17 protein-coding genes are annotated in these 19248 nt (G+C 72.8%); 4 read left to right on the top strand and 13 right to left on the bottom strand.

Features of this window, described 5'->3' with window-relative positions; translation table 11 throughout:
• Nucleotides 1-71: 71 nt before the first annotated feature.
• The 6 genes from DFJ68_RS14070 to DFJ68_RS14095 form a co-directional block, all read right to left on the bottom strand.
• On the bottom strand, nucleotides 72-1691 hold the full coding sequence (locus DFJ68_RS14070) for a PucR family transcriptional regulator (RefSeq protein ID WP_121034170.1): 1620 nt from the start codon (nucleotides 1689-1691) through the stop codon (nucleotides 72-74).
• A 77-nt stretch (nucleotides 1692-1768) separates the two neighbouring features.
• Nucleotides 1769-2596: an ABC transporter ATP-binding protein gene (locus DFJ68_RS14075; protein ID WP_121034172.1), complete on the bottom strand. Its 828-nt coding sequence runs from the start codon at nucleotides 2594-2596 to the stop codon at nucleotides 1769-1771.
• Nucleotides 2593-3774, bottom strand: coding sequence for an ABC transporter ATP-binding protein (locus DFJ68_RS14080; RefSeq protein ID WP_211333371.1), 1182 nt, complete (start codon nucleotides 3772-3774; stop codon nucleotides 2593-2595). The genes DFJ68_RS14075 and DFJ68_RS14080 overlap by 4 nt, the downstream gene beginning before the upstream one ends.
• Complete coding sequence (locus tag DFJ68_RS14085; protein WP_121034174.1) at nucleotides 3771-4640, bottom strand: ABC transporter permease; 870 nt, start codon at nucleotides 4638-4640, stop codon at nucleotides 3771-3773. Before DFJ68_RS14085 ends, DFJ68_RS14080 begins: the two co-directional genes overlap by 4 nt.
• The gene (locus DFJ68_RS14090) at nucleotides 4637-5572 is read right to left on the bottom strand and encodes an ABC transporter permease (RefSeq protein WP_121034176.1); all 936 of its coding nucleotides are present in this window, start codon (nucleotides 5570-5572) and stop codon (nucleotides 4637-4639) included. Before DFJ68_RS14090 ends, DFJ68_RS14085 begins: the two co-directional genes overlap by 4 nt.
• A 118-nt stretch (nucleotides 5573-5690) precedes the next feature.
• Nucleotides 5691-7253, bottom strand: coding sequence for an ABC transporter substrate-binding protein (locus DFJ68_RS14095; RefSeq protein ID WP_147431596.1), 1563 nt, complete (start codon nucleotides 7251-7253; stop codon nucleotides 5691-5693).
• Between the two features lie 254 nt (nucleotides 7254-7507).
• Here DFJ68_RS14095 and DFJ68_RS14100 point away from each other — a divergent pair, with 254 nt between their 5' ends.
• Entirely contained in the window at nucleotides 7508-9079 is a 1572-nt protein-coding gene (locus DFJ68_RS14100) for a serine hydrolase domain-containing protein (protein WP_121034180.1), read from the top strand.
• Between the two features lie 112 nt (nucleotides 9080-9191).
• Here the strand turns inward: DFJ68_RS14100 and DFJ68_RS14105 are convergent, their stop codons facing one another.
• The 3 genes from DFJ68_RS14105 to DFJ68_RS14115 are packed head-to-tail and all read right to left on the bottom strand — an operon-like array spanning nucleotide 9192 to nucleotide 11068.
• Entirely contained in the window at nucleotides 9192-9719 is a 528-nt protein-coding gene (locus DFJ68_RS14105) for a DnaJ family domain-containing protein (protein WP_121034182.1), read from the bottom strand.
• 36 nt (nucleotides 9720-9755) lie between these two features.
• Nucleotides 9756-10214, bottom strand: coding sequence for an META domain-containing protein (locus DFJ68_RS18530; RefSeq protein ID WP_184509740.1), 459 nt, complete (start codon nucleotides 10212-10214; stop codon nucleotides 9756-9758).
• Between the two features lie 26 nt (nucleotides 10215-10240).
• Nucleotides 10241-11068, bottom strand: a complete 828-nt coding sequence (locus DFJ68_RS14115) for a uracil-DNA glycosylase (protein ID WP_121034184.1) — start codon at nucleotides 11066-11068, stop codon at nucleotides 10241-10243.
• A 208-nt stretch (nucleotides 11069-11276) separates the two neighbouring features.
• On the opposite strand from DFJ68_RS14115, the gene DFJ68_RS14120 reads away from it, so the two are divergent.
• The gene (locus DFJ68_RS14120; protein WP_121035396.1) at nucleotides 11277-11792 is read left to right on the top strand and encodes a sigma-70 family RNA polymerase sigma factor; all 516 of its coding nucleotides are present in this window, start codon (nucleotides 11277-11279) and stop codon (nucleotides 11790-11792) included.
• A complete protein-coding gene (locus DFJ68_RS14125) occupies nucleotides 11789-12475 on the top strand; it encodes an anti-sigma factor family protein (RefSeq protein WP_121034187.1) in 687 nt (228 codons plus the stop codon). Before DFJ68_RS14120 ends, DFJ68_RS14125 begins: the two co-directional genes overlap by 4 nt.
• Nucleotides 12476-12739: 264 nt before the next feature.
• Here DFJ68_RS14125 and arfA read toward each other — a convergent pair whose 3' ends face one another.
• Nucleotides 12740-14275 (bottom strand): arabinosylfuranosidase ArfA, encoded by a 1536-nt coding sequence (arfA, locus tag DFJ68_RS14130; protein WP_121034189.1) that lies wholly within the window; start codon nucleotides 14273-14275, stop codon nucleotides 12740-12742.
• Nucleotides 14276-14394: 119 nt separating this feature from the next.
• Here arfA and DFJ68_RS14135 point away from each other — a divergent pair, with 119 nt between their 5' ends.
• The gene (locus DFJ68_RS14135; protein ID WP_121034191.1) at nucleotides 14395-14643 is read left to right on the top strand and encodes a DUF2630 family protein; all 249 of its coding nucleotides are present in this window, start codon (nucleotides 14395-14397) and stop codon (nucleotides 14641-14643) included.
• Nucleotides 14644-14754: 111 nt separating this feature from the next.
• On the opposite strand, the gene DFJ68_RS14140 is transcribed toward DFJ68_RS14135, so the two are convergent.
• From DFJ68_RS14140 to DFJ68_RS14150, 3 genes are all read right to left on the bottom strand, one after another.
• A complete protein-coding gene (locus DFJ68_RS14140; protein ID WP_121034193.1) occupies nucleotides 14755-16632 on the bottom strand; it encodes a glycoside hydrolase family 3 protein in 1878 nt (625 codons plus the stop codon).
• The gene (locus DFJ68_RS14145; RefSeq protein WP_121034195.1) at nucleotides 16629-18305 is read right to left on the bottom strand and encodes a glucoamylase family protein; all 1677 of its coding nucleotides are present in this window, start codon (nucleotides 18303-18305) and stop codon (nucleotides 16629-16631) included. Before DFJ68_RS14145 ends, DFJ68_RS14140 begins: the two co-directional genes overlap by 4 nt.
• Nucleotides 18306-18412: 107 nt before the next feature.
• Entirely contained in the window at nucleotides 18413-19246 is an 834-nt protein-coding gene (locus DFJ68_RS14150) for a carbohydrate ABC transporter permease (protein WP_121034197.1), read from the bottom strand.
• Between the last annotated feature and the right edge of the window lie 2 nt (nucleotides 19247-19248).

Raw genomic sequence — 19248 nt, forward strand, 5'->3', positions numbered from 1 at the left:
CCACCGGGCCCGCTGCTTCATCCGCCCCGATCATTTCGGGGGTCGGTCGTTGTGGGCTGCGACGACGTCGGTCAGGACCGCAGCCGCAGCTCGAGCCACGTCACGAGCCGCACGTGGGGGTCGGCGAGGTCGATGCCGAACCGCTCGGTGATGCGCCGCACCCGGTAGCGCAGCGTGTTCTCGTGCACGAACAAGGCGGCCGCCGCGACCCGCGTCTCGCCGAACGAGTCGAGCCACACGAGCAGGGTCCGCGCGTACTCCGAGCCACGGCGGCGGTCGTGCTCGACGAGCGCCTGCACCGGGCTGACGCCGAGGTCGAACGCCCCCAGCGCGGAGGCCCGCAGCTCGGCCAGCACGACCCGGCTGCGTACCTCGTCGGCGGCGGCCACGTCGACGTCGTGGCCGGCCACGATGGCGCGCAGCACGGTGTCGGCGACGCGCCGGCTCGTGCTGATCTCGTCGCGTCCGACGGCGATCGACCCGATACCGACCCGCACCGGGAACGACGAGGTGCGCCGCACGGTCCGCACGACGTCGAGGGCCATGCGGCGCAGGTGCTCGGCCGCCCCGGGGGTGTCGCGCACGGGCACGAGCGCGTAGACCGTCGACCCGGAGATCGCGCACACCGACGACGGGTGCCACGCGCCGCAGTAGATGCCGGCCACCTCGAGCAGGCGCGCGGTCTCGAGGTCGGTGTCACCGGCATCCGAGTCGGGGCCCATCGCGAGCACCGCGTAGGCCGAGCGGTCGTCGAGCCCGAGGCGGGCGGCCGCCCCCGTGCGACCCTCGGCGCCGTCGAGCAGCGTCATGAGGGCGTCGACGCGGGCCCGGCGGTCGGGGTCGGAGACGGAGCGGGCGCGGATGAGGTGGAGCGCGACGACCGACGCCCCGCCCTGCAGCGCCTGCTCGGATGCCGGTCCCAGCCGTTCGCGCTCGACGACCCACACCGTGCCGAGGATCTCGGGACCGAGCCGCACGACGGCCGCCATGCGACCGAGCTCGCCGTCGGACACCGGCGGGAGGTGCACGACCTGGCCGTCGGGGACGGTGCGTGGCACGGAGTTGCTCTGCCGGGCCATCTCGGGGACCTCTCGACCGAGGATGGTCTGACGGCGGGAGTCGTCGATCTCCTGGTGGGGCAGGTTCGAGTGGGCGAGGACGCGGTCGGCGTTGTCCTCGATCGTCACGGCCCCGCCGACGGCGTAGGCGATCTCGTTGGCGAGCGTGAAGAGGTCGGCGCTCGGCGCGGCGGTGAACCCACGGCCCGAACTGGCCGTGTCGCACGCCGCGGACACGAGCCGGTCGAGGTGTCGCCACGAGGTGGCGACGGGGGTGCTGAGCACCGCGACGCCGTGCGTGCGGCTGAGCCGCTCGACCGTGGGCTGCGCGAGCTCGAGGCCCTTGAGCACGACCCCGGTGACGCCCCGGGCCGCGGCGGCCAGCAGCACGGCGTCGAGCCCGTCGTCGCCCGTCACCTGTCCGGTGCACAGCAGCAGCCGGCCTTCGCCGGCCGGCGGGTCACCGTCGTCGAGCCCCTCGACGAGCGGTCCCGTCAGGGCCACGTCGACGCCGTCCGGTGCTGCGACGAGGCGCAGCACCGGGTCGCCGAGGAGGTCGACGAGCTCGCCGAGCGTGAGCGACGACCCGCCGTCGGTCCGCCCCCGCGGGCGTCGGGGCGCGCGGGTGTCCATCGTCTCGATGCTAACGAGGTCGGACCACGTCAGGCCGGGACCCGGGCCAGGTGGGGGCGGCGGCGCCACGGTGACGCTCAGGCCGGCTCGCGGCGTGCGTGCAGTCGGGGGATGGCCGAGAGCAGGGCGCGCGTGTACTCCTGCTGCGGGTTCTCGTAGAGGTCGGCGCAGGCCTGCTCCTCGACGATGCGGCCGAGGTGGATGACGGCCACTCGGTCACACAGCGTGCGCACGATCGACAGGTCGTGCGAGATGAAGAGGATGGAGAGCCCGACGTCGTGTCTCAGGTCGGCGAGGAGGTTGACGATGCCGGCCTGCACCGACACGTCGAGGGCGGCGACCGCCTCGTCGGCGACGAGCAGCCGCGGCCCGGCGGCGAGGGCACGGGCGATGGCGACGCGCTGTCGCTGCCCCCCCGACATGCCGGCCGGCCGCGAGTCGAGCAGCGCCGACGGCAGGGCGACGAGGTCGAGCAGCTCGGCGCACCGGCGGCCGACGTCGGCCCCACGCAGCGGGCTGTGCCGCCGCACGACCTCGGCCAGCGTGCCGCGGATGCTCATGCGCGGGTCGAGCGAGCCGTACGGGTCCTGGAACACCATCTGCATCCGCCCCCGCTCGCGCACGCTGCGACGGGCTCCGAGCGCCTTGCCCTCGAACCGCATCGTCCCGCTGTCGAGCGGCTGCAGGCCGACGACGCTGCGGGCGATCGTCGACTTGCCGGAGCCCGACTCGCCGACGAGCCCGATCACCTCACCGGCACCTACGGTGAGAGAGGCGTGGTCGACGGCCACGAACGGCTCCTGGCCCCGACCGCGGGGAAAGGTGACGACGAGGTCCTCGCACTCGAGCAGGGGTGTGCGCCCGTCGGCCGGTCCGGGTCCGCCTCTTGGCGCGGTGTCGGTCATCGGGCCGCCTGCCTCTCGGTCGCCTCGGTGGAGGGGTCGGTGGCCGCGTCGGCATCCGAACCGCCTGCTGAACCGGCACTTTCGCCCGACGGCACACCGCCAGGCCCCGAGCCGAGCGGGTGGAGGCAGTGCACCTCCGTCGCCCTCGACCGCGCGGTGTCGGGGATCCGGCCGTGCCGGCAGTCGTCCTGCACCCGCTCGCAGCGCGGCGCGAAGGGGCACCCGTCGGGTCGGTCCCGCGGGGTCGGGGCGCTGCCGGGGATGGTGCGCAGCCGCTGCTCGAGGTGGTCGATGTCGGGCGTCGAGTCGAGCAGGGCGCGGGTGTAGGGGTGCCAGGGCTCGTCGAAGGCCGCCCGCAGGTCGGGTCGCGACTCCATGACCGACCCGGAGTAGAGCACGGTCAGCGAGTCGCACAGCTGCGCGACGACACCGAGGTCGTGGGTGACGTAGAGCAGCGCGGCGTCGAGCTCGTCGCGCACCCGGGTGAACAGGGCGAGGATCTGCGCCTGCACCGTGACGTCGAGGGCCGTCGTCGGCTCGTCGCAGAGGATGAGCTGGGGCTCGCCCGCGACGGCGGCGGCGATCATCACGCGCTGGCGCATGCCGCCCGACAGCTCGAAGGGGTAGCTGCCGAGCCGCCGGGCGGGCTCCCGGATGCCGACGAGCTCCATCAGCTCGAGGGCGCGCTCCCGCGCCTGCCGTCGTGACAGGCCCTGACGACGCCGCACCGCGTCGACGATCTGCTCGCCGACGGTCGTGACCGGGTTGAGGGCGACCGACGGCTCCTGGAAGATCATCGCGATGCCGGTGCCCCGCAGCCGCTGCAGCCGGCCGGCCGCGGCGCCGCGCGAGCGCGGGCCGACCGGGCCGGTGGTGCCGGCGGACACGATCTCCTCGCCGCGGAACAGGATCCGGCCGGCGTCGACGTGCACCGTCGGCGGCAGGATGCCCATGACCGCCCGCAGCGTCATGCTCTTGCCCGAGCCGGACTCGCCGACGAACCCACGGGCCTCACCCGCGGCGACGGTGAACGACACGTCGTCGAGTATGCGGGCGGCATCCGGCCCCTCCCCCAGCGACAGGGTCAGACCCTCCACCTCGAGGACGGGCACCGCGAGGGGGTCCCTCCTGCCACCGGTCCCGGCGCCCACCGCACCCACTCCGCTCACGCCGCTCACCGCTCGATCCGCAGGACGTGGGCCAGGCCCTCGCCGACGAGCGCGAGCGCGAGGCTCGTGAGCACGACGGCCGCGGCCGGGAAGAGGGTGAGCCCGTAGTAGTCGGCGGCGAGGAACTGCTGGCCGTCGGCCATCATCGCGCCCCAGTCGGGGGTCGGCGGCACGATGCCGAGGCCGAAGTAGCTGAGGGTCACGATGACGCCGACGTTCATGACGATGTCGCTCATCGCGTAGACGATCGCCTGCGTCAGCACGTTGGGGGCGATGTGCCGGGTCATGATGCGGGCCGTCGAGATGCCACCGACCCTGCTCGCGGCGACGAACTCGGTGTTGCGCAGCACCATCGTCTCGGCACGCACGATGCGGGCGTAGGCCACCCACGACACCGCGGTGATGGCGATGAAGATGGTCCAGACCCCGCCACCGAGGACGAAGACGAGCGAGATGACGAGGATGAAGAACGGGAAGGCGGTGACGATGTCGGCGACCCGCATGACGACGACGTCGAACCAGCCGCCGACGTAGCCGCAGAGGATGCCGACGGCCAGCCCGATGACGAAGGGCGCGAGAACGGCGACGCTGGCGAGGGTGAGGTCGCTGCGGGCGCCGTAGAGCACGCGGGTGAAGATGTCGCGCCCGAGGTTGTCGGTGCCGAAGAGGTGCTCGCCGCTCGGCGGCAGCAGGGTGGCGAGGGGGTCGGGCTCGATCGGGTCCCAGCGGGTCAGCAGCGGCGCGGCGAGGGCCGCCGCCACGATGACGGCGAGGATGACGAGCCCGACGACGAGCGCGACGTTGCCGCGCCCGATGCCCGAGGGCAGCGTCAGGCGGGTGCGCACGGTGGGGGTCAGCGCAGCGGTGTCGCTCATGCGAGCCTCGCTCTCGGGTCGAGCCGGGCGTAGGCGAGGTCGGTGAGCAGGTACACGACGACGACGAGCAGGCCGAAGACGAACGTGCAGCCCTGCACGACGAGGTAGTCGCGGTTGAGGATGCCGGTCATGAGCATCGAGCCCATCCCCGGGATGGCGAACACCTGCTCGACGACGAGGGCGCCGCTCGCGAGCGCGCCCACCTGGATGCCGAGGATGCTCACCCCCGAGATGCCGGCGTTGCGCAGCACGTAGCGGGTGCGCACGACGCGCTCGCCCAGCCCCTTGGAGCGGGCGAAGGCGACGTACTCGCTCGTCAGCGACTCGGCCATCGCCGCCCGCAGTCCGCGCACGAGCAGCGGCACGATGCCGAGGGCGATGGTGAGCGCCGGCAGCACGAGGGCGAGCGCCCGACCGCCCCACGACTGCGGGTAGCCACCGGCGGGGAAGATCGGGACCTTGACGCCGAGGAAGAGCAGCAGCAGGCCGCCGACGAGGAAGGCCGGCGCCCCCTGCAGGACGGCGTTGAGCAGCCGCGTCACGTGGTCGGCCACGCCACCGGACCGCGCGGCTCCGGCGCTCGCCAGCGGGACCGCGATCGCGGCAGCGATGACGGCCCCCAGCACCATGAGCGCCAGGGTCACGGGCAGCCGCTGCTCGAGCAGGCCGGAGATCGGCGAGCGGAAGTAGAGCGACCGGCCGAGGTCACCGCGCACGACGCCGCCGAGGTAGCCGAGGTACTGCGCGCCGAGGCTCTGGTCCAGCCCCCACTGGCGCCGCAGCGCGTCGACGGCGGCCTGGCTCGCCTTGTCTCCCAGCGCGGTTCGCGCGGGGTCGCCGGGCGACAGGCGCATGAGCACGAACGAGATGGTGATGACGCCCCAGACCACCGGCACGGCGAGCAGCAGGCGCCGGGCCAGCCACCGCATCATGCGGGTGCCACCCGAGCCCGCCGCCGAGCCCGCCGCGGTGCTCGCCCCAGGGCCATCCGCAGGGCCAGCCACGACGGCACGGTGCGCACCGCGTGGCGCACCCTCACGGCATCCGGGCTCACGGCGCCAGCGACACGTTCTTGAGGAAGTAGTTGCCCGTCGCACCGGGGTGGAAGTTCTGCACCTTGTTCGAGTACGAGTAGACGGAGGGCGCGTAGTACAGCGGCACGTAGGGCGCCTGGTCGAGGACGATCTGCTGCATGGCGTCGTACGACTTCTTGCGCGTCGCCTGGTTCTCGTCGGCGCTCGCGGCGTCGGCCAGCTTCGTCAGCTCGTCGCTGGTGAAGAAGGTGTAGAGCATCTGCGAGCCGCCCGCGTTGGTGCCGGCGAACCGGGCGATCTCGTCGGGGTCGATGACGTCGGTCGTGTAGAGGCCGAGGCCCATCTCGTAGTTGCCGGCCTTCTTGGCGTCGCGCAGCGCCGACGGGTCGAGCGTCTGCAGCGTCACCTGGATGCCGATCTTGGCCAGGCTCGACTGGATGAGCTGGGCCGTCGCGTTGGCGTTCTGGTTGCCGGCCGCGGTGGTCAGGGTCGTCTTGAACCCGTCGGGGTAGGCCGACTTCGCGAGCGTGGCCTTGGCGGCCGTCACGTCGAACGTCGGGCCGGCGGCCTCGCTGTGGCCCCACGTCGCCGGCGAGAGGAAGGTCGTGGCCACCTCGCCGTTGCCGAAGAGGACGGCCGAGCGGATGGCCTCCTTGTCGATGGCCTGGGCGACGGCCTGGCGCACGTTGACGTCGTCGAACGGCTTCTTCGACGTGTTCATCCCGAAGTAGTCGACCTCGCTCGAGGGGAACGCGGTGACCTTGACGTTGGGCTGGGCCTGCAGTCCCTTGATCGTCGAGTAGGGCGGGTACTCGTTGATCTGGCTCTGGCCGCCGGCGAGCTGCGTCGAGCGGGTGTTGCTGTCGGCGACGACGGTGAAGGTCACCGAGTCGAGCAGGGGCTTGCCCGTGTCCCAGTACTTCGCGTTCTTGACGAGCTTGAGCTCGCTGCCCTTCGTCCAGTGGTCGAAGGCGAACGGACCGGACCCGATCGGCGCTGCGTTGAACTCGTCGACCGACTTGCCGCCGTAGTCCTTGGGGACGATGGAGTTGGCGTAGAGGGCCATCGTCGACGGCAGCGGCGACCACGGGACCTTCGTCGTGAAGACGATGGTCGTGTCGTCGGGGGTCTTGATGTCCTTGATGACGGCGTTGAGGAAGTAGAAGGGCGCCTCCTCCTTGCGGTTCTGGTCGATGCTGAACTTCACGTCGGCCGACGTGACCGGCTTGCCGTCGCTGAAGGTGGCGCCGTCGCGCAGCGTGAAGGTCCAGCTCAGCTTGTCGGCCGACTGCTCCCACTTCGTCGCGAGTGACGGCTCGAGCTTGAGCCCGTCCTGCGAGGGGACGAGGAGGGTGTCGTAGATCTCCTCCATGGTCCAGATCGACGCGTTGTCGGTCGGCACCGACGGGATGAGGCTGCTCGGCTCGTCGGCGCGTGCCATCACGAGGTCTCCGCCGGCGGCGGCGCCCGCGTCGGCACCGGTGCCACCGGCCGACCCTCCGGGGCTCGAGGAGCAGGCCGAGGCGACGAGCGCCGTGCCGATCAGGCTGACGATGAGGGCTTTTCGGGAGAGCCGCACGGCGTTTCCTCTCAGTCGGCGACCGCGGTCGACGTCGGCCCGGGGGACCAGGTGCCGGGTCGTGACGAGCACAGTAGGGACGCGGCGACCTCGCGTTGTTTGGCCCGGCCGACAATTCGTGGCGGTCGAAATGGTGGCGCGCCACAGTGGCGGGGCTCGGGGCCGGCCCTACCGTGAGGCCTGCCCGCGACCGTGGTGCGGGTCGGGTCGGCGTCCGTGCCGACCCCGAACCGGCCGAAGGACGAGAGGGCACGATGTCGAGCGAGCACCTGAGGGTCAGTGTCGAGGACGAGCTGGACGCGCTCTTCGCCGGCTACCCGGCATCCGGGCAGTCGACGGGGCTCGTCTACGGTCTCGTCGGCCCCGACGGCCTCGGGCACTCGCGTGGGTTCGGCACCGTCGACGACGCGGGCGCGGTGCCCGACCTCGACACGGTGTTCCCCATCGCCTCGATGAGCAAGAGCTTCGTCGCCTGCGCGGCCCTCGTCGCCCGCGACCGGGGCCTGCTCGACCTCGACGCCCCCGTCAGCGACCTCATCCCCGAGTTCCCCGGCGGCGGAACGGCGCTCGACCCGTACGACCCGCCGACGCTGCGGATGCTCTTCAGCATGGGCGGGGGCCTCACCGAGGACAACTCGTGGGTCGACCCCTTCATCGACGCCCCCGTCGACGAGCTGCTCGTGCAGCTGGGCAAGGGGCTGCGCTACAGCGGCGCGCCGGGGTCGGGCTACGAGTACTCCAACCTCGGCTTCACCCTCGCCGGGCTCGCCGTCGGCCGGGCCGCGGGCACGACCATCGAGCAGTTCGTGCACGACGAGGTGTTCGTGCCGCTCGGCCTCACCTCGACGTGGTTCGACAACGCCGCGCCCGAGGCCGGCACGTACCGGCGGGCGACCGGCTACTCGCTCGACGAGGAGGGGCGGTGGACGCCCTTCCCCTGGGTGGCGTCGGGCGCCTTCGCGGCGGCGGGCGGCATCCAGAGCTCGGTGCGCGACCTCGCCCGGTGGGTGACGTGGCTCGGTGAGGCGTTCCGGTCACCGGGCGAGCAGAGCGGGGAGGCCGAGGTGCTCAGCCGGGCCTCGCGCCGTGAGCTGCAGCGACTGCACCAGCTCGACCTGCCCTCGCTCACCGCACTGCCGACGGGCGGTCACCGCGTCACGGTCACGGGGTACGCCCTCGGGCTCATGGTGCAGCAGGACCTCCACCGCGGCACCCTCGTGTCGCACGCCGGCGGACTGCCCGGCTTCACGCTCTTCATGAGCTGGCACCCCGACTCCGGCCACGGCGTCGTGACCCTGACCAACAGCCACCGCGGCAACCCCGTCGCGCTGACCAAGGACGCGCTCATGCTCGTGCTCGACCGGGCCGACGCCGCGGCTCGCACGGTGAGGCTGTGGCCCGAGACGGTCGAGCTGCGCCGACACGCCGAGTCCCTCGTGCGCGGCTGGGACGACGCCCTCGCCGCCGAGGTCTTCGCCGACAACGTCGACTTCGACCGGCCGCTCGCCCTGCGGCGCGACGACATCGCCCGGCTGGTCGAGCAGGTCGGCCCGTTGCACGACCCACGACCGCTCGCCGACGTGACGTCGGCGGTGACCCCGGCCGACGTCACGTGGACCATCCCCGGCGAGCGGGGTGAGCTGGTGTGCATGATCCACCTGACCCCGGTCGAGCCGGCGCAGATCCAGGAGTTCGAGGTGCAGGCCGTCGGCTACGACCGGCCCCGCAGCGCGCGCCCGACCGACATCTCGGCCCGCCGGGCCGGCCTCGGCCACCCGTCGCTCAACGCCCTGCCCAACACCCGCGTCCTCCTCCCCCCGACCTGACCCCGTCGAAAGGCCAGATAGACCCCGTCGAAAGGCCAGATAGACCCCGTCGAGAGGTCAACTCGACCCCGTCGAGTGGTCACCGGTCGCGCCCCGCCTGACGGCGGGGCGGTCAGCGGACGCGACGGGTCAGCCGTCGCCACCACCGTGCATCGCGGCGGGCGGTGCGAGCCGCCTCGTCCGCCGCCTGTCGCTCGGCGGCCGCCGCTGCGGCCCGATCCCGGGCGGCGGCTACGCGCTCGTCGTGAAGCACGCGCCACCGATCGACCATCTCGTCGACGTCGATGATGCGGGCCAGGGTCGGGGGCAGGTTGCCGACGACGGGCCGTCGGCGGTCCTCGATGACGCGACGGTTGTAGTCGACGAGCACCTCCCGCACCTGCGCCTCACGGTTCAGGTCGAGCAGCGACTCGGGGTAGCCCGCCGCCTCCTTGCGCAGACCGAGGGCTCCGGGAAGAGCCGCACCGAGGTCGAGCTGCTCCCGTCGGGCCATCCGCTTGACCCACCAGTCGGGGTCGTCGAGATCACCGAGGTCGAGGGGCTTGCCGGCGCCGGGCAGGTCGTCGAAGTCGCCACGCTCCTGCGCCTCACGGATCTGCCGCTCGACCGCGGTCTCGTACCAAGGGCTTCCCGCCGACATCTCTCCACGGTAACCCGGGGCGGACCGGGTCGGGGCTCAGCCGTTCTCGGCGCCGGGTGTCTGGGCCGGCGAGGTCTGGGCGAGGCCCTGGTCGGTCTCGCCCGCCTGGGCCGCGGCCGCGGAGGACCCGCCGTCGTCGGGCCCACCCGCGACGCGCTCGAGGACCGCGTGACCCGGCCCACCGGCATCCGGCGACCCGAGCACGAGACGGCCACCGTCGAGCTCGAACGGCACCGACCCGGTGAGCAGGGCGGCGAGGCCCTGCTCCTGGCGCATCATCTCGGGAGGACCGGCCATGCGCGTCGTGGCGGTACCTCCGGCGAAGACGAGCTGCGCGCCGTCGACCTCGTAGCCGCCCATGAGCCGGTTGACGCCGGTCGTGCCGGTGAGGCGCCCTTCGTCGCCGAAGACGATCTCGGGCTGCGGCGAGCCCGTCGGCTCGCCGCCGATCTCACGCACGACCCAGGTGGTCCCGACGATGCTGTGTGCCGACATGTCACGAGCCAACCACAGTCGTGGCGTCACAGCCGCCGGAGCACGTCGTCGAGCATCGCCTCGGTGAGCCTGCCGGTGAAGGTGTTCTGCTGGCTGACGTGGTAGCTGCCGACGAGGCGCACGACCCTGCCGTCCGCGGTGGTGAGATCGGCCTCGGCGCCGTGTCCGAAGCGCGGCTTGGGGCGCGGCACGTGCCAGCCGCGGCGACGCGCGGCTCCGAGGGCGGCGTCCCACGCGATGCCGCCGAGCGCGAGCATCGAGCGCAGCCGGGGCTCGCACAGCTCGAGATCACGGTCGAGCCACGGCGCGCACGTCGCCTTCTCGACCGTGGTCGGTTTGTTCTCCGGGGGCGCGCACCGCACGGTGGCCACGATGCGGATGCCGGTGAGCTCGAGCCCGTCGCCGGCGGCCACCGAGCTCGGTTGGCTCGCAAAGCCCGCGCGGTGGAGCGCCGCGTACAGCCAGTCACCCGAGCGGTCCCCGGTGAACATGCGGCCGGTTCGGTTGGTGCCGTTGGCCGCCGGCGCGAGACCGACGATGAGGACGTCGGCGTCGGGGTCCCCGAAGCTCGGCCCGGGGCGACCCCAGTACGGCTGGTCGGCGAAGGAGGCGCGGCGCCCGGTGACGGCGACCGACTCGCGCCAGTCGACGAGGCGGGGGCAGGCCCGACAGACGCTGATGCGCGCGTCGAGCTCGGAGACGTCCAGGGCAGTGCGGGCCAGCCGGATCACCTGGGGCGCCGTGGTCGCGACGGGCGTCTCGGGCTCGGCGGGGTCGCCGGGCCAGCCGGTGCCCGGTGGGACCGGCGACGGGAACGGCTGCCCCGTCACCGGGTGCGGGTCGGTCGCGGACATGGGCCCACCGTAGGCAACCCCGGGCCCTCGTGGGCCGCGGCCCACTCGCGGACGCCCGCCACCCGGCATCCGTGCGCCTCGGCCGGGCCAGAACGACGGCCTTGACCACTCGACGGGGGCCACGCGCCCTCTCGACGGTGAACCGTGGGGCGTTGGGGGACGTCCTTGGGTGCGGCAGACTGGGCGCGACGACGTGGAGGGAGGGGCCGTGCCGCTGGACGAGGACGCGGTGGCCGCCATCTACCGCGAGCACGCCCCCATGCTGCGCCGGGTCGTCTGGCGCGCGACGAGCGACTCCGACCGGGTCGAGGACATCGTGCAGGAGACGATCCTGCGGGTCTGGCGCCAGGCCCCGGAGGCCGACAGCCTGCGCGCCTACCTCATCACGACCGCCCGACACCTCATCGTCGACCAGCACCGCGCGGCCGGCCGGCGGGTACGGGAGGTGCACCTGTCCGACGCGGTCGAGGCCGTCGAGGGCACCGGGACGGGCGACGCCGACGCCGCCATCGACCGCGCACTCGACCAGGTGCTCGTCGAGGAGGCCCTCGGACGCCTGCAGCCGAACCACCGGGAGATCGTGAGGAGCCTGTACTACCAGCGCCTCTCGGTCGCCGAGACCGCCAGCCGGCTCGGCGTCCCCGAGGGCACCGTGAAGTCACGGGCCTACTACGCGGTGCGCAACCTGCGCGCCGTGCTCGACGAGATGGGGGTGACCCGATGAGTGCCGACGACGACCACCTGCTCCTCGGCGCCTACGTCCTCGGCGGCCTCAGCGAGAGCGACCGGCGCACCTTCAGCGAGCACCTGCGCACCTGCCGACAGTGCCAGGGCGAGCTCGGCCAGGTGTCCGGGCTCCCCCACCTGCTCGATCTGTCGGACCCCGACGCCGTCGACGGCCTTGCGGATGCCGGTGGGGCTGGCTCCCCGCCCACGGCAGGTGTCGTCGGCCCCGGGTCGGGCGACGTGAGCTCGCTCGTCACGCGCCTCGCCCGGAGGCGGCGCCGGCGTCGTGTCTGGGCCGGCGTGGGAGCGGCCGCGGCCACCGTCGCCGTCTTCGCGCTCGGCGCCACGCTCGGACCGGCCCTGCTCGACCCCGAGCCGCCGACGACCCACGTCGTCGCCACTGCGGCCGGCAGCGAGCCGGTCCGCGTCGACGTCGCCCTCGTCACCCGTGGCTGGGGCACGCAGCTCGACCTCGACTGCGAGGACCTGCCCCGTGACGGTGAGCTGCTGCTCTACGTCACCGACGCGCAGGGCCGCTCGAGCTCGGTCGCCTCGTGGCGGGCCACCCCGTCCGGGTACTCCCGCGTGACAGGGGCGACGGCGCTGCGGCCCGACGAGATCCGGGCGGTCGAGGTGCGCACGAGCAGCGGGCAGGTCGTCGCCTCCGCCCGCACGGCCTGACCCGCCGCGAGATCCGCCCACCGACGACGAAGGAGCCCGGCCCCGGTCAGGGGTCGGGCTCCGTGGTGGTTCACGTACCGCGACGGGCCAACCACCAAAGTCTGAGAGAGCGGAGCGGGAGCCCCCGAATCTCCCGCTCCGACCTTTCCAGTCAGAGACCGTGAGGCCCGGGCTGATACCCGGTCTTCGGAACCCTCGGCGGACCGGATTGCCCGACGCTCGCTGCCCGCGTCGTCGCCCGGTCGGAGACCCGGAGCCGGGTGGTCAGCGTGAGACCGCCTCGGTGAGGCGGATGCAGTGCCACGACGTCGGTGGCAGCGTGGCGGTGAGGGTGTCGCCCTCGGTGCGGGCACCCCCCGGACGGGGCACGACCCGGTCCGGCTCCAGCCGGGTGTTGGTCGCGGTGGGGTCGTCGTCGTACAGGGCGAGGTGCTCGACGAGGGTCCAGTCCCCCGGCGCGGCGCCGACGGCGGCGGCGACGTCGAGGGTCAGCTCGACGGGCTCGGTGCGGCTCCGGTTGGCGAAGAACACGGTGAGGTCGGCACCGCCCTCACCCGTGTCGTCGAGCGTCGCCGTGACGACGAGCTGGTCGACCGGCCCGTAGGCGGCCGTGTCGACCCGGTCGCAGACGACGGCCGGCCGCAGCACCATGCCCCGCGCGTACCGGGCCGTCAGGGCGAAGGGGTGGTAGATCGTCTGGCGCCACGACGCACCGCCGGGCTCGGTCATGATCGGGGCGATGACGTTGACGAGCTGCGCCTGGCAGGCCATCGAGACCCGGTCGGCGTGCTGCAGCAGCGTCGCGAGCAGGCTTCCGACGACCACGGCGTCGGTGACGTCGTAGACGTCCTCGATGAGCTCGGGCGCCTCGCGCACGGCGAGGGAGCTCTCGCCGTCGAAGCCCTGCTGGCGCCACACGTTCCACTCGTCGAAGCTGACCATGATGCGCTTGTCCGACCCGCGAACCGCCGCGACGTGGTCGGCGGTCGCGACGACCGACTGGATGAAGCGGTTCATGTCCTCGGCGCTGGCCAGGAAGGAGTCGACGTCGCCGTCGAGCGGCTCGTAGTAGGCGTGGGCCGAGACGTGGTCGACGAGGTCGAAGCACCGCTCGAGCACGACCCGTTCCCACGTGCCGAAGGTCGGCATGCCGCGGCTCGACGACCCGCAGGCGACGAGCTCGAGGTCGCGGTCGACCCGGCGCATGGCCCGCGCCGTCTCCTCGGCGACCCGGGCGTACTCCTCGGCGGTCTTGTGGCCCATCTGCCACGGCCCGTCCATCTCGTTGCCGAGGCACCACACGCGCACGTCGTGCGGTTCGACGTGCCCGTTCTGCGCGCGGCGGTCGGGCCACTGCGTGCCCGGGTCGCCGTTGCAGTAGAGCAGCAGCTCGACCGCCTCGCTCGGGCCGCGGGTGCCGAGGTTGACCGCCATCATCGGCTCGACCCCGACGGAGCGGGCCCAGTCGACGAAGTCGTCGGTGCCGACCTGGTTCGTCTCGACCGACCGCCAGGCGAGATCGAGCTGGGTGGGCCGGTCGGCCTTGGCGCCGACCCCGTCCTCCCACCGGTAGTTCGACACGAAGTTGCCGCCCGGGTAGCGCACGACGGTGACGCCGAGCTCACGCACGAGATGGGCGACGTCCGTGCGGAACCCGAGCTCGTCGGCATCCGGGTGCGACGGTTCGTAGATACCGGTGTAGACGCATCGGCCCATGTGCTCGACGAACGACCCGAAGAGCCGGGGCCGTACGGGACCCACCGCGAACGCAGGGTCCAGCCGGACGGTGGCACGTCCCATTCGGTCCTCCTCGACCGTCGACGAGGGCCGTCGTCACAACCACTGCGACGGTCATTCCCTCTGCACTGCGCGACACGTTACGGGTGACAGCCGCCGTGGGGCGATGGCAGGGTGGGTGCATGGCGCAGGACATCGACATCCAGGCCCACATCGGCTCGCTCATCGACGAGGAGCACCGGCTGCGTGCGCAGCTGCAGCAGGGCGCCATCAGCGCCGACGAGGAGCACGACCGGCTCCGGTCGGTCGAGGTCGAGCTCGACCGCTGCTGGGACCTGCTGCGCCAGCGGCGGGCCAAGCGCGAGTTCGGCGACGACCCCGACGAGGCGCAGGTGCGCAGCGAGCGCACGGTCGAGGGCTACACCGGCTGACCCCGTCGAGAGTGCGCGTGGCCCCCGTCGAGTGGTCACGCCACCCGGGGTGTGGGCGGCGTGACCACTCGACGGGCTCAGGGACAGGGCCCCGGATGCCGGTGGGCCCGGTCAGGCGGGTGCCGTGAGTCCGTGCCCGAACGGGAACAACGGGTCGTCGTAGCCGGGGACGTCCTCGCCGTGGGCCCGCACCTGGTCCATCGAGCGCGGGAGGTCGAACGGCAGCCGACCCTCGGGCGCGACGGTCCCGGTGAGCGCGTCGACGAGCGCGTCGTCGCACGTCCCGTAGCTGCCGACGAGCACCGACGCGACGTCGAGCAGCGGCGTCACGACCGCAGGCCGGTCGAGCACGACGTCGACGACGAGCGGGCAGGCCGCAGCGACCCGGGCGAGCCGGGAGACGAGGCCGGGCGGGAAGTCGAGGGACCCCTGGTGGAACCACGACTCGAGGAAGAGGTCGGACCGCGGCTCGAAGGGCGCCCCGAGCCGCACGAGGGCGACGTCGGCGTCCTCGGGCCGGTCGACCTGCTCACCGAGCCGGGCCACCGCCTCGGCCGAGACCCGCTCGGCGTACACCTTGAGGCCGCGCGCCAGTGGTAGGCGACCGTCGTCGGCGAGCACCGTCACCGACCGCGCCTGGGTGCGGTACCCCTCGTCGCGGAAGTCGGCACGACCGACCGTCACGGCTGCGGCGTCCTCGTCGACGTAGGGGTCGTCGAACAGGCCGAGGCGGAACTTCGCGGCGAGCAGCCGGCGGGCCGACTCGTCGACCCGGGCCTCGCTGACCCGGCCGGCGGCGACGAGGTCGAGCAGGATCTCGACGCACTCCTCCCCGCCGAACTGGTCGGCCCCAGCGTGGAGGATGAGCTCCATGCGCCCGTGCGGGTCGAGGTGCTCGACCCCCCACGCCCGCGCCGGCAGCACCTGGTCGCCGACGTGGTTGTCGTTGACGAGCTCCCAGTCGGTGAGCACCACGCCGTCGTAGCCGAGCTCGCCGCGCAGCAGGTCGGTGACGACCTGCCGGTTGTAGCCGAAGCCCACCTCGTCGACGGGGCGGCCGTCGACCTCGAGACCGACCGGCATCCCGTAGTACGGCATGATCCCCGCCGTGCCCGCGGCGATGGCCGCCGGGAAGGGGGCCAGGTGGTCGGCGAACCGCCCACCGGGGTAGACCTGCTCGCGTCCGTACGGGAAGTGCGCGTCCTCGCCGTCCTTCTGCGGGCCGCCGCCGGGGAAGTGCTTGGTCGTGCAGGCGACGCTGTTCGCGCCGAGCGAGTCACCCTGCAGCCCTTCGAGGTAGGCGACCCCGAGGCGCGTGACGAGACCCGGGTCCTGGCCGAACGTGCCGGCCTGCCGGGCCCACCGCGGCTCGGTGGCGAGGTCGAGGGTGGGGTGCAGGGCGGCCCGGATCCCGACCGCCGTGTACTCCTGCCGCACGACGTCGGCGAACCGGCGCACGAGGTCGGCGTCGCCGAGGGCCGCCAGCCCCAGCGGCTCGGGCCACTGCGAGAACGCCTTGGCCGCGAACGACACCCCGGCGTTCTCGATGAACGCGTGGCGCGGGTCTGTGGAGATCGTCACCGGGATGCCGTGGGGCGTGGTCTCGGCGATCGCCTGAAGGGTGTTGTGCCACCGGGCCGCCATGCGGGCGTCGTCGAGGGCGTGGACGTTGAAGTGGGACAGGTGCTTTCGCGTCACCACCTCCGTCGTCGGCGACTTGCTGATGGCGCCGGGGTGCTCGAGCACCGACCCGTCGGCGCCGGCCTCGATGACCGTGTGGAAGAGCAGGCCGACCTTCTCCTCCAGTGAGAGCCGCGCCAGCAGGTCGTCGACGCGGGTGTCGACGTCGAGGCGCGGGTCCTCGTAGGGGTCGAGGCGCCCGTTGCCGTTGAGGTCGCGGTAGCGGGTGCCGTCGTCGGCGACGCGCTGGGCCTCCCGGGTGCGCGGGCTGACCGGCCGCACCCCGCTCGCGAGGGAGGTGTCGGTCATGCGCGGCCCGCCCCGAACGTCTCGATGCCGATGACGGGGCGCAGCGCCCGCTCGACCGCCTTGGTGCTGAACGCGCGTCGCACGACGTCACGGCAGAGCACGTTGCCGACCGCGCCCATGACCATGGCCTGGTCGAGGGAGAGGTAGCGGCGCGCGACCTGGCCCGAGCGCACCGCGACGGCGTCGAAGAAGCCACCCCGGCCGTAGGCGCCCAGCTCGCGCTGGATGCCGCGCAGGTTGGTGAACGCCTGCTGCGGCTCGTGCATCATGGCGAGGAAGGCCGCGTGCGGGGTGACGACACCGTCGCCGAAGGTGGGGTTCGGGTTGGTGGCGGCACGACAGTCGCCGTAGCCGGGGTCGTAGTTGGTCTTCTCCTGGTCGGAGAAGTAGCCGTCGGGGTTGAGCCCGAGCGCGTCGACGCCGTACTCGCGGTACCCGCCGGCCGGGTTGCTCGACGGGCTGAACCCCCAGTAGCCGTAGCCGGCCTCGATGAGGCCGTGCTCCCGCTGGGCGCGCACGTGCAGAGGGTGGTTGCGGCCCCAGCTGCGCGGCGCCCACGTCTCCTCGGGCACGAAGACGTCGGGCATGAGCTCCTCGAACATGCTGCCGCCCCAGCCGGGCACGACGTGCAGGCCGCGGTACGTGTGGGCCCCCTCGAAGACCTCCTGGCCGAAGTAGGTGCGCATGACCCCGACCGGCTCCATCTCGGGCCAGCTCCAGTCGCAGGACTGCGGGAAGGTGCGCCAGAGGGCGTAGTAGTTCTTCGGCGGGATCTGCCCGGCGATGAGGCCGAGGTAGGTCGTGATGCGCGTCTCCGACACCGTGGTGTCGTAGTAGTTCGGCGTGTACGTGACGTCGGGCCCGACCCCGATGTGGTTGCCCGTGATGCCGGGGAAGTCGGGAGGGGTGGCCCCGTCGTAGAAGCCGCCGTGGATGAGACCGCCCGGGCGCGGCGAGCCGGTCTCGTCGTAGAACATGTCCCAGCGCATGCGCCCGAAGATGCGCTGCGCGAGCGGGGCGGCCGCGCGGTCGGCGCCCTTGACGACGAGCAGGGCGGCGCCGAGCCACCCGTTGTCGACGCTGGAGAGGAACGGGTAGACGGTGTCGCCGCTGTCGGGCCACGTCGTCAGCACGTCACCGCTCGCCTCGTCGTACCAGTTGTAGAACATGCCGCTCGGGCGGTGGTGCTGCAGCCGCGCGACGGTGCGCAGGGTGCGCACGAGGCGTGAGCTGGCCTCGGCGCGGGTGATGAGGCCGAGCTCGCGCGCGACGACGGTCGACCAGAGGTACCCGCCGATGTTCGTCGGCGAGGTGTAGCCCGACCGGTCGCCGGCCACGAGCGACTCGGTGATGTTGTCGGCCGGCAGACCGGTGACCTCGTCGGTCATCGCGACGAGGCTGCGCCACGTGTCGGCCGCCCAACGACGGGTGACCGTGCGCTGCTCCGCGGCGGAGGTCTCGCGCCCGACCAGCACCGGGGCGCCGGATGCCGTGGGGCCGGCACCCGCCGCCGCGGCCCGACCGGCGGCGGCGGGCACGAGGGCGAGCGACGCGAGGGAGGCGGCGCCCCCGACGAGCAGGGAGCGGCGGGTCGGCGCGGCCGACGAGGACCGCGACGCCGGTGTGGACGCGGACGAGGTCGGGCCTAACGAGGTGGGCAGGTGCAGGGTCATGGTCGTACTCCGATCTGGGACGGGGTCGTACGGGACGGTGCGAACGGGCGGGAGCGGGCCGGACGGCATCCGACCGTCGTTGCCGTGCGGGCGCGCTCGCCCGGCGGTCACTTGATGCCGGTGGTGGCGATGCCCTCGATGAAGCGGCGCTGGAAGACGAGGAACACCGCGAGGATCGGGATGACGACGACGGTCGCCCCGGCGAGCAGCAAGCCGTAGTTCGTGCTGTTCTGGCCGGTCGAGTAGAGGGCGAGGGCGACGGGCAGGGTGTACGTGCTCTCCTGCTGCGCGACGACGAGCGGCCAGAGGAAGTTGTTCCAGCTGCCGAGGAAGGTGAGGATGCCGAGCGTCGCCAGGGCCGGGCCGCACAGCGGCAGGATGATCTGGCGGAAGATGCGCAGCTCACCGGCGCCGTCGACGCGGCCGGCGTCGAGCAGGTCCTTGGGCAGCCCGAGGATGAACTGGCGCATGAGGAAGACGCCGAACGGGCTGACGAGGAAGGGCAGGATGAGCCCCGGCAGCGAGTCGATGAGACCGATGTTTGCGACGAGCACGAAGAGCGGCACGAAGGTGACGACGCCGGGGATCATGAGCGTGCCCATGACGGCGGTGAAGACGAGCTTCTTGCCCTTGAAGTCGAGCATCGCGAGGGCGTACCCGAGCATCGAGCAGAAGAGCAGGTTGCCCGCGGTGACGACGACGGCGACGATGACCGAGTTGGCGAAGTACGTGCCGAACGACAGGCGCGAGAACAGCTGCGTGTAGTTGTCGAGCGAGGCTGTCTGCGGGATCCACGTCGGCGGGTTCGCACGCAGCTCGCCCTCCCCCTTGAAGCTGCCGAGCACCATCCAGACGAACGGGGCGACGACGGCGACGAGCGCGATCGCGAGCACGGCGTAGAGCCAGAGGCGTCCGCCCCGGCGGGTTCCGACCATGGCCATGG

The sequence above is a fragment of the Terracoccus luteus genome (genome assembly GCF_003635045.1).
Lineage (GTDB): Bacteria > Actinomycetota > Actinomycetes > Actinomycetales > Dermatophilaceae > Terracoccus > Terracoccus luteus.

Excerpts from the sequence above, each read along its gene's own strand:
- DFJ68_RS14100 (WP_121034180.1), top strand. The coding sequence starts at position 7,508 with ATGTCGAGCGAGCACCTGAGGGTCAGTGTCGAGGACGAGCTGGACGCG.
- DFJ68_RS14140 (WP_121034193.1), bottom strand. The coding sequence starts at position 16,632 with ATGACCGACACCTCCCTCGCGAGCGGGGTGCGGCCGGTCAGCCCGCGC.
- DFJ68_RS14075 (WP_121034172.1), bottom strand. The coding sequence starts at position 2,596 with ATGACCGACACCGCGCCAAGAGGCGGACCCGGACCGGCCGACGGGCGC.
- DFJ68_RS18530 (WP_184509740.1), bottom strand. The coding sequence starts at position 10,214 with ATGTCGGCACACAGCATCGTCGGGACCACCTGGGTCGTGCGTGAGATC.
- DFJ68_RS14105 (WP_121034182.1), bottom strand. The coding sequence starts at position 9,719 with ATGTCGGCGGGAAGCCCTTGGTACGAGACCGCGGTCGAGCGGCAGATC.
- DFJ68_RS14085 (WP_121034174.1), bottom strand. The coding sequence starts at position 4,640 with ATGAGCGACACCGCTGCGCTGACCCCCACCGTGCGCACCCGCCTGACG.
- DFJ68_RS14070 (WP_121034170.1), bottom strand. The coding sequence starts at position 1,691 with ATGGACACCCGCGCGCCCCGACGCCCGCGGGGGCGGACCGACGGCGGG.
- DFJ68_RS14090 (WP_121034176.1), bottom strand. The coding sequence starts at position 5,572 with ATGATGCGGTGGCTGGCCCGGCGCCTGCTGCTCGCCGTGCCGGTGGTC.
- DFJ68_RS14135 (WP_121034191.1), top strand. The coding sequence starts at position 14,395 with ATGGCGCAGGACATCGACATCCAGGCCCACATCGGCTCGCTCATCGAC.
- DFJ68_RS14145 (WP_121034195.1), bottom strand. The coding sequence starts at position 18,305 with ATGACCCTGCACCTGCCCACCTCGTTAGGCCCGACCTCGTCCGCGTCC.
- arfA (WP_121034189.1), bottom strand. The coding sequence starts at position 14,275 with ATGGGACGTGCCACCGTCCGGCTGGACCCTGCGTTCGCGGTGGGTCCC.
- DFJ68_RS14125 (WP_121034187.1), top strand. The coding sequence starts at position 11,789 with ATGAGTGCCGACGACGACCACCTGCTCCTCGGCGCCTACGTCCTCGGC.
- DFJ68_RS14115 (WP_121034184.1), bottom strand. The coding sequence starts at position 11,068 with ATGTCCGCGACCGACCCGCACCCGGTGACGGGGCAGCCGTTCCCGTCG.
- DFJ68_RS14150 (WP_121034197.1), bottom strand. The coding sequence starts at position 19,246 with ATGGCCATGGTCGGAACCCGCCGGGGCGGACGCCTCTGGCTCTACGCC.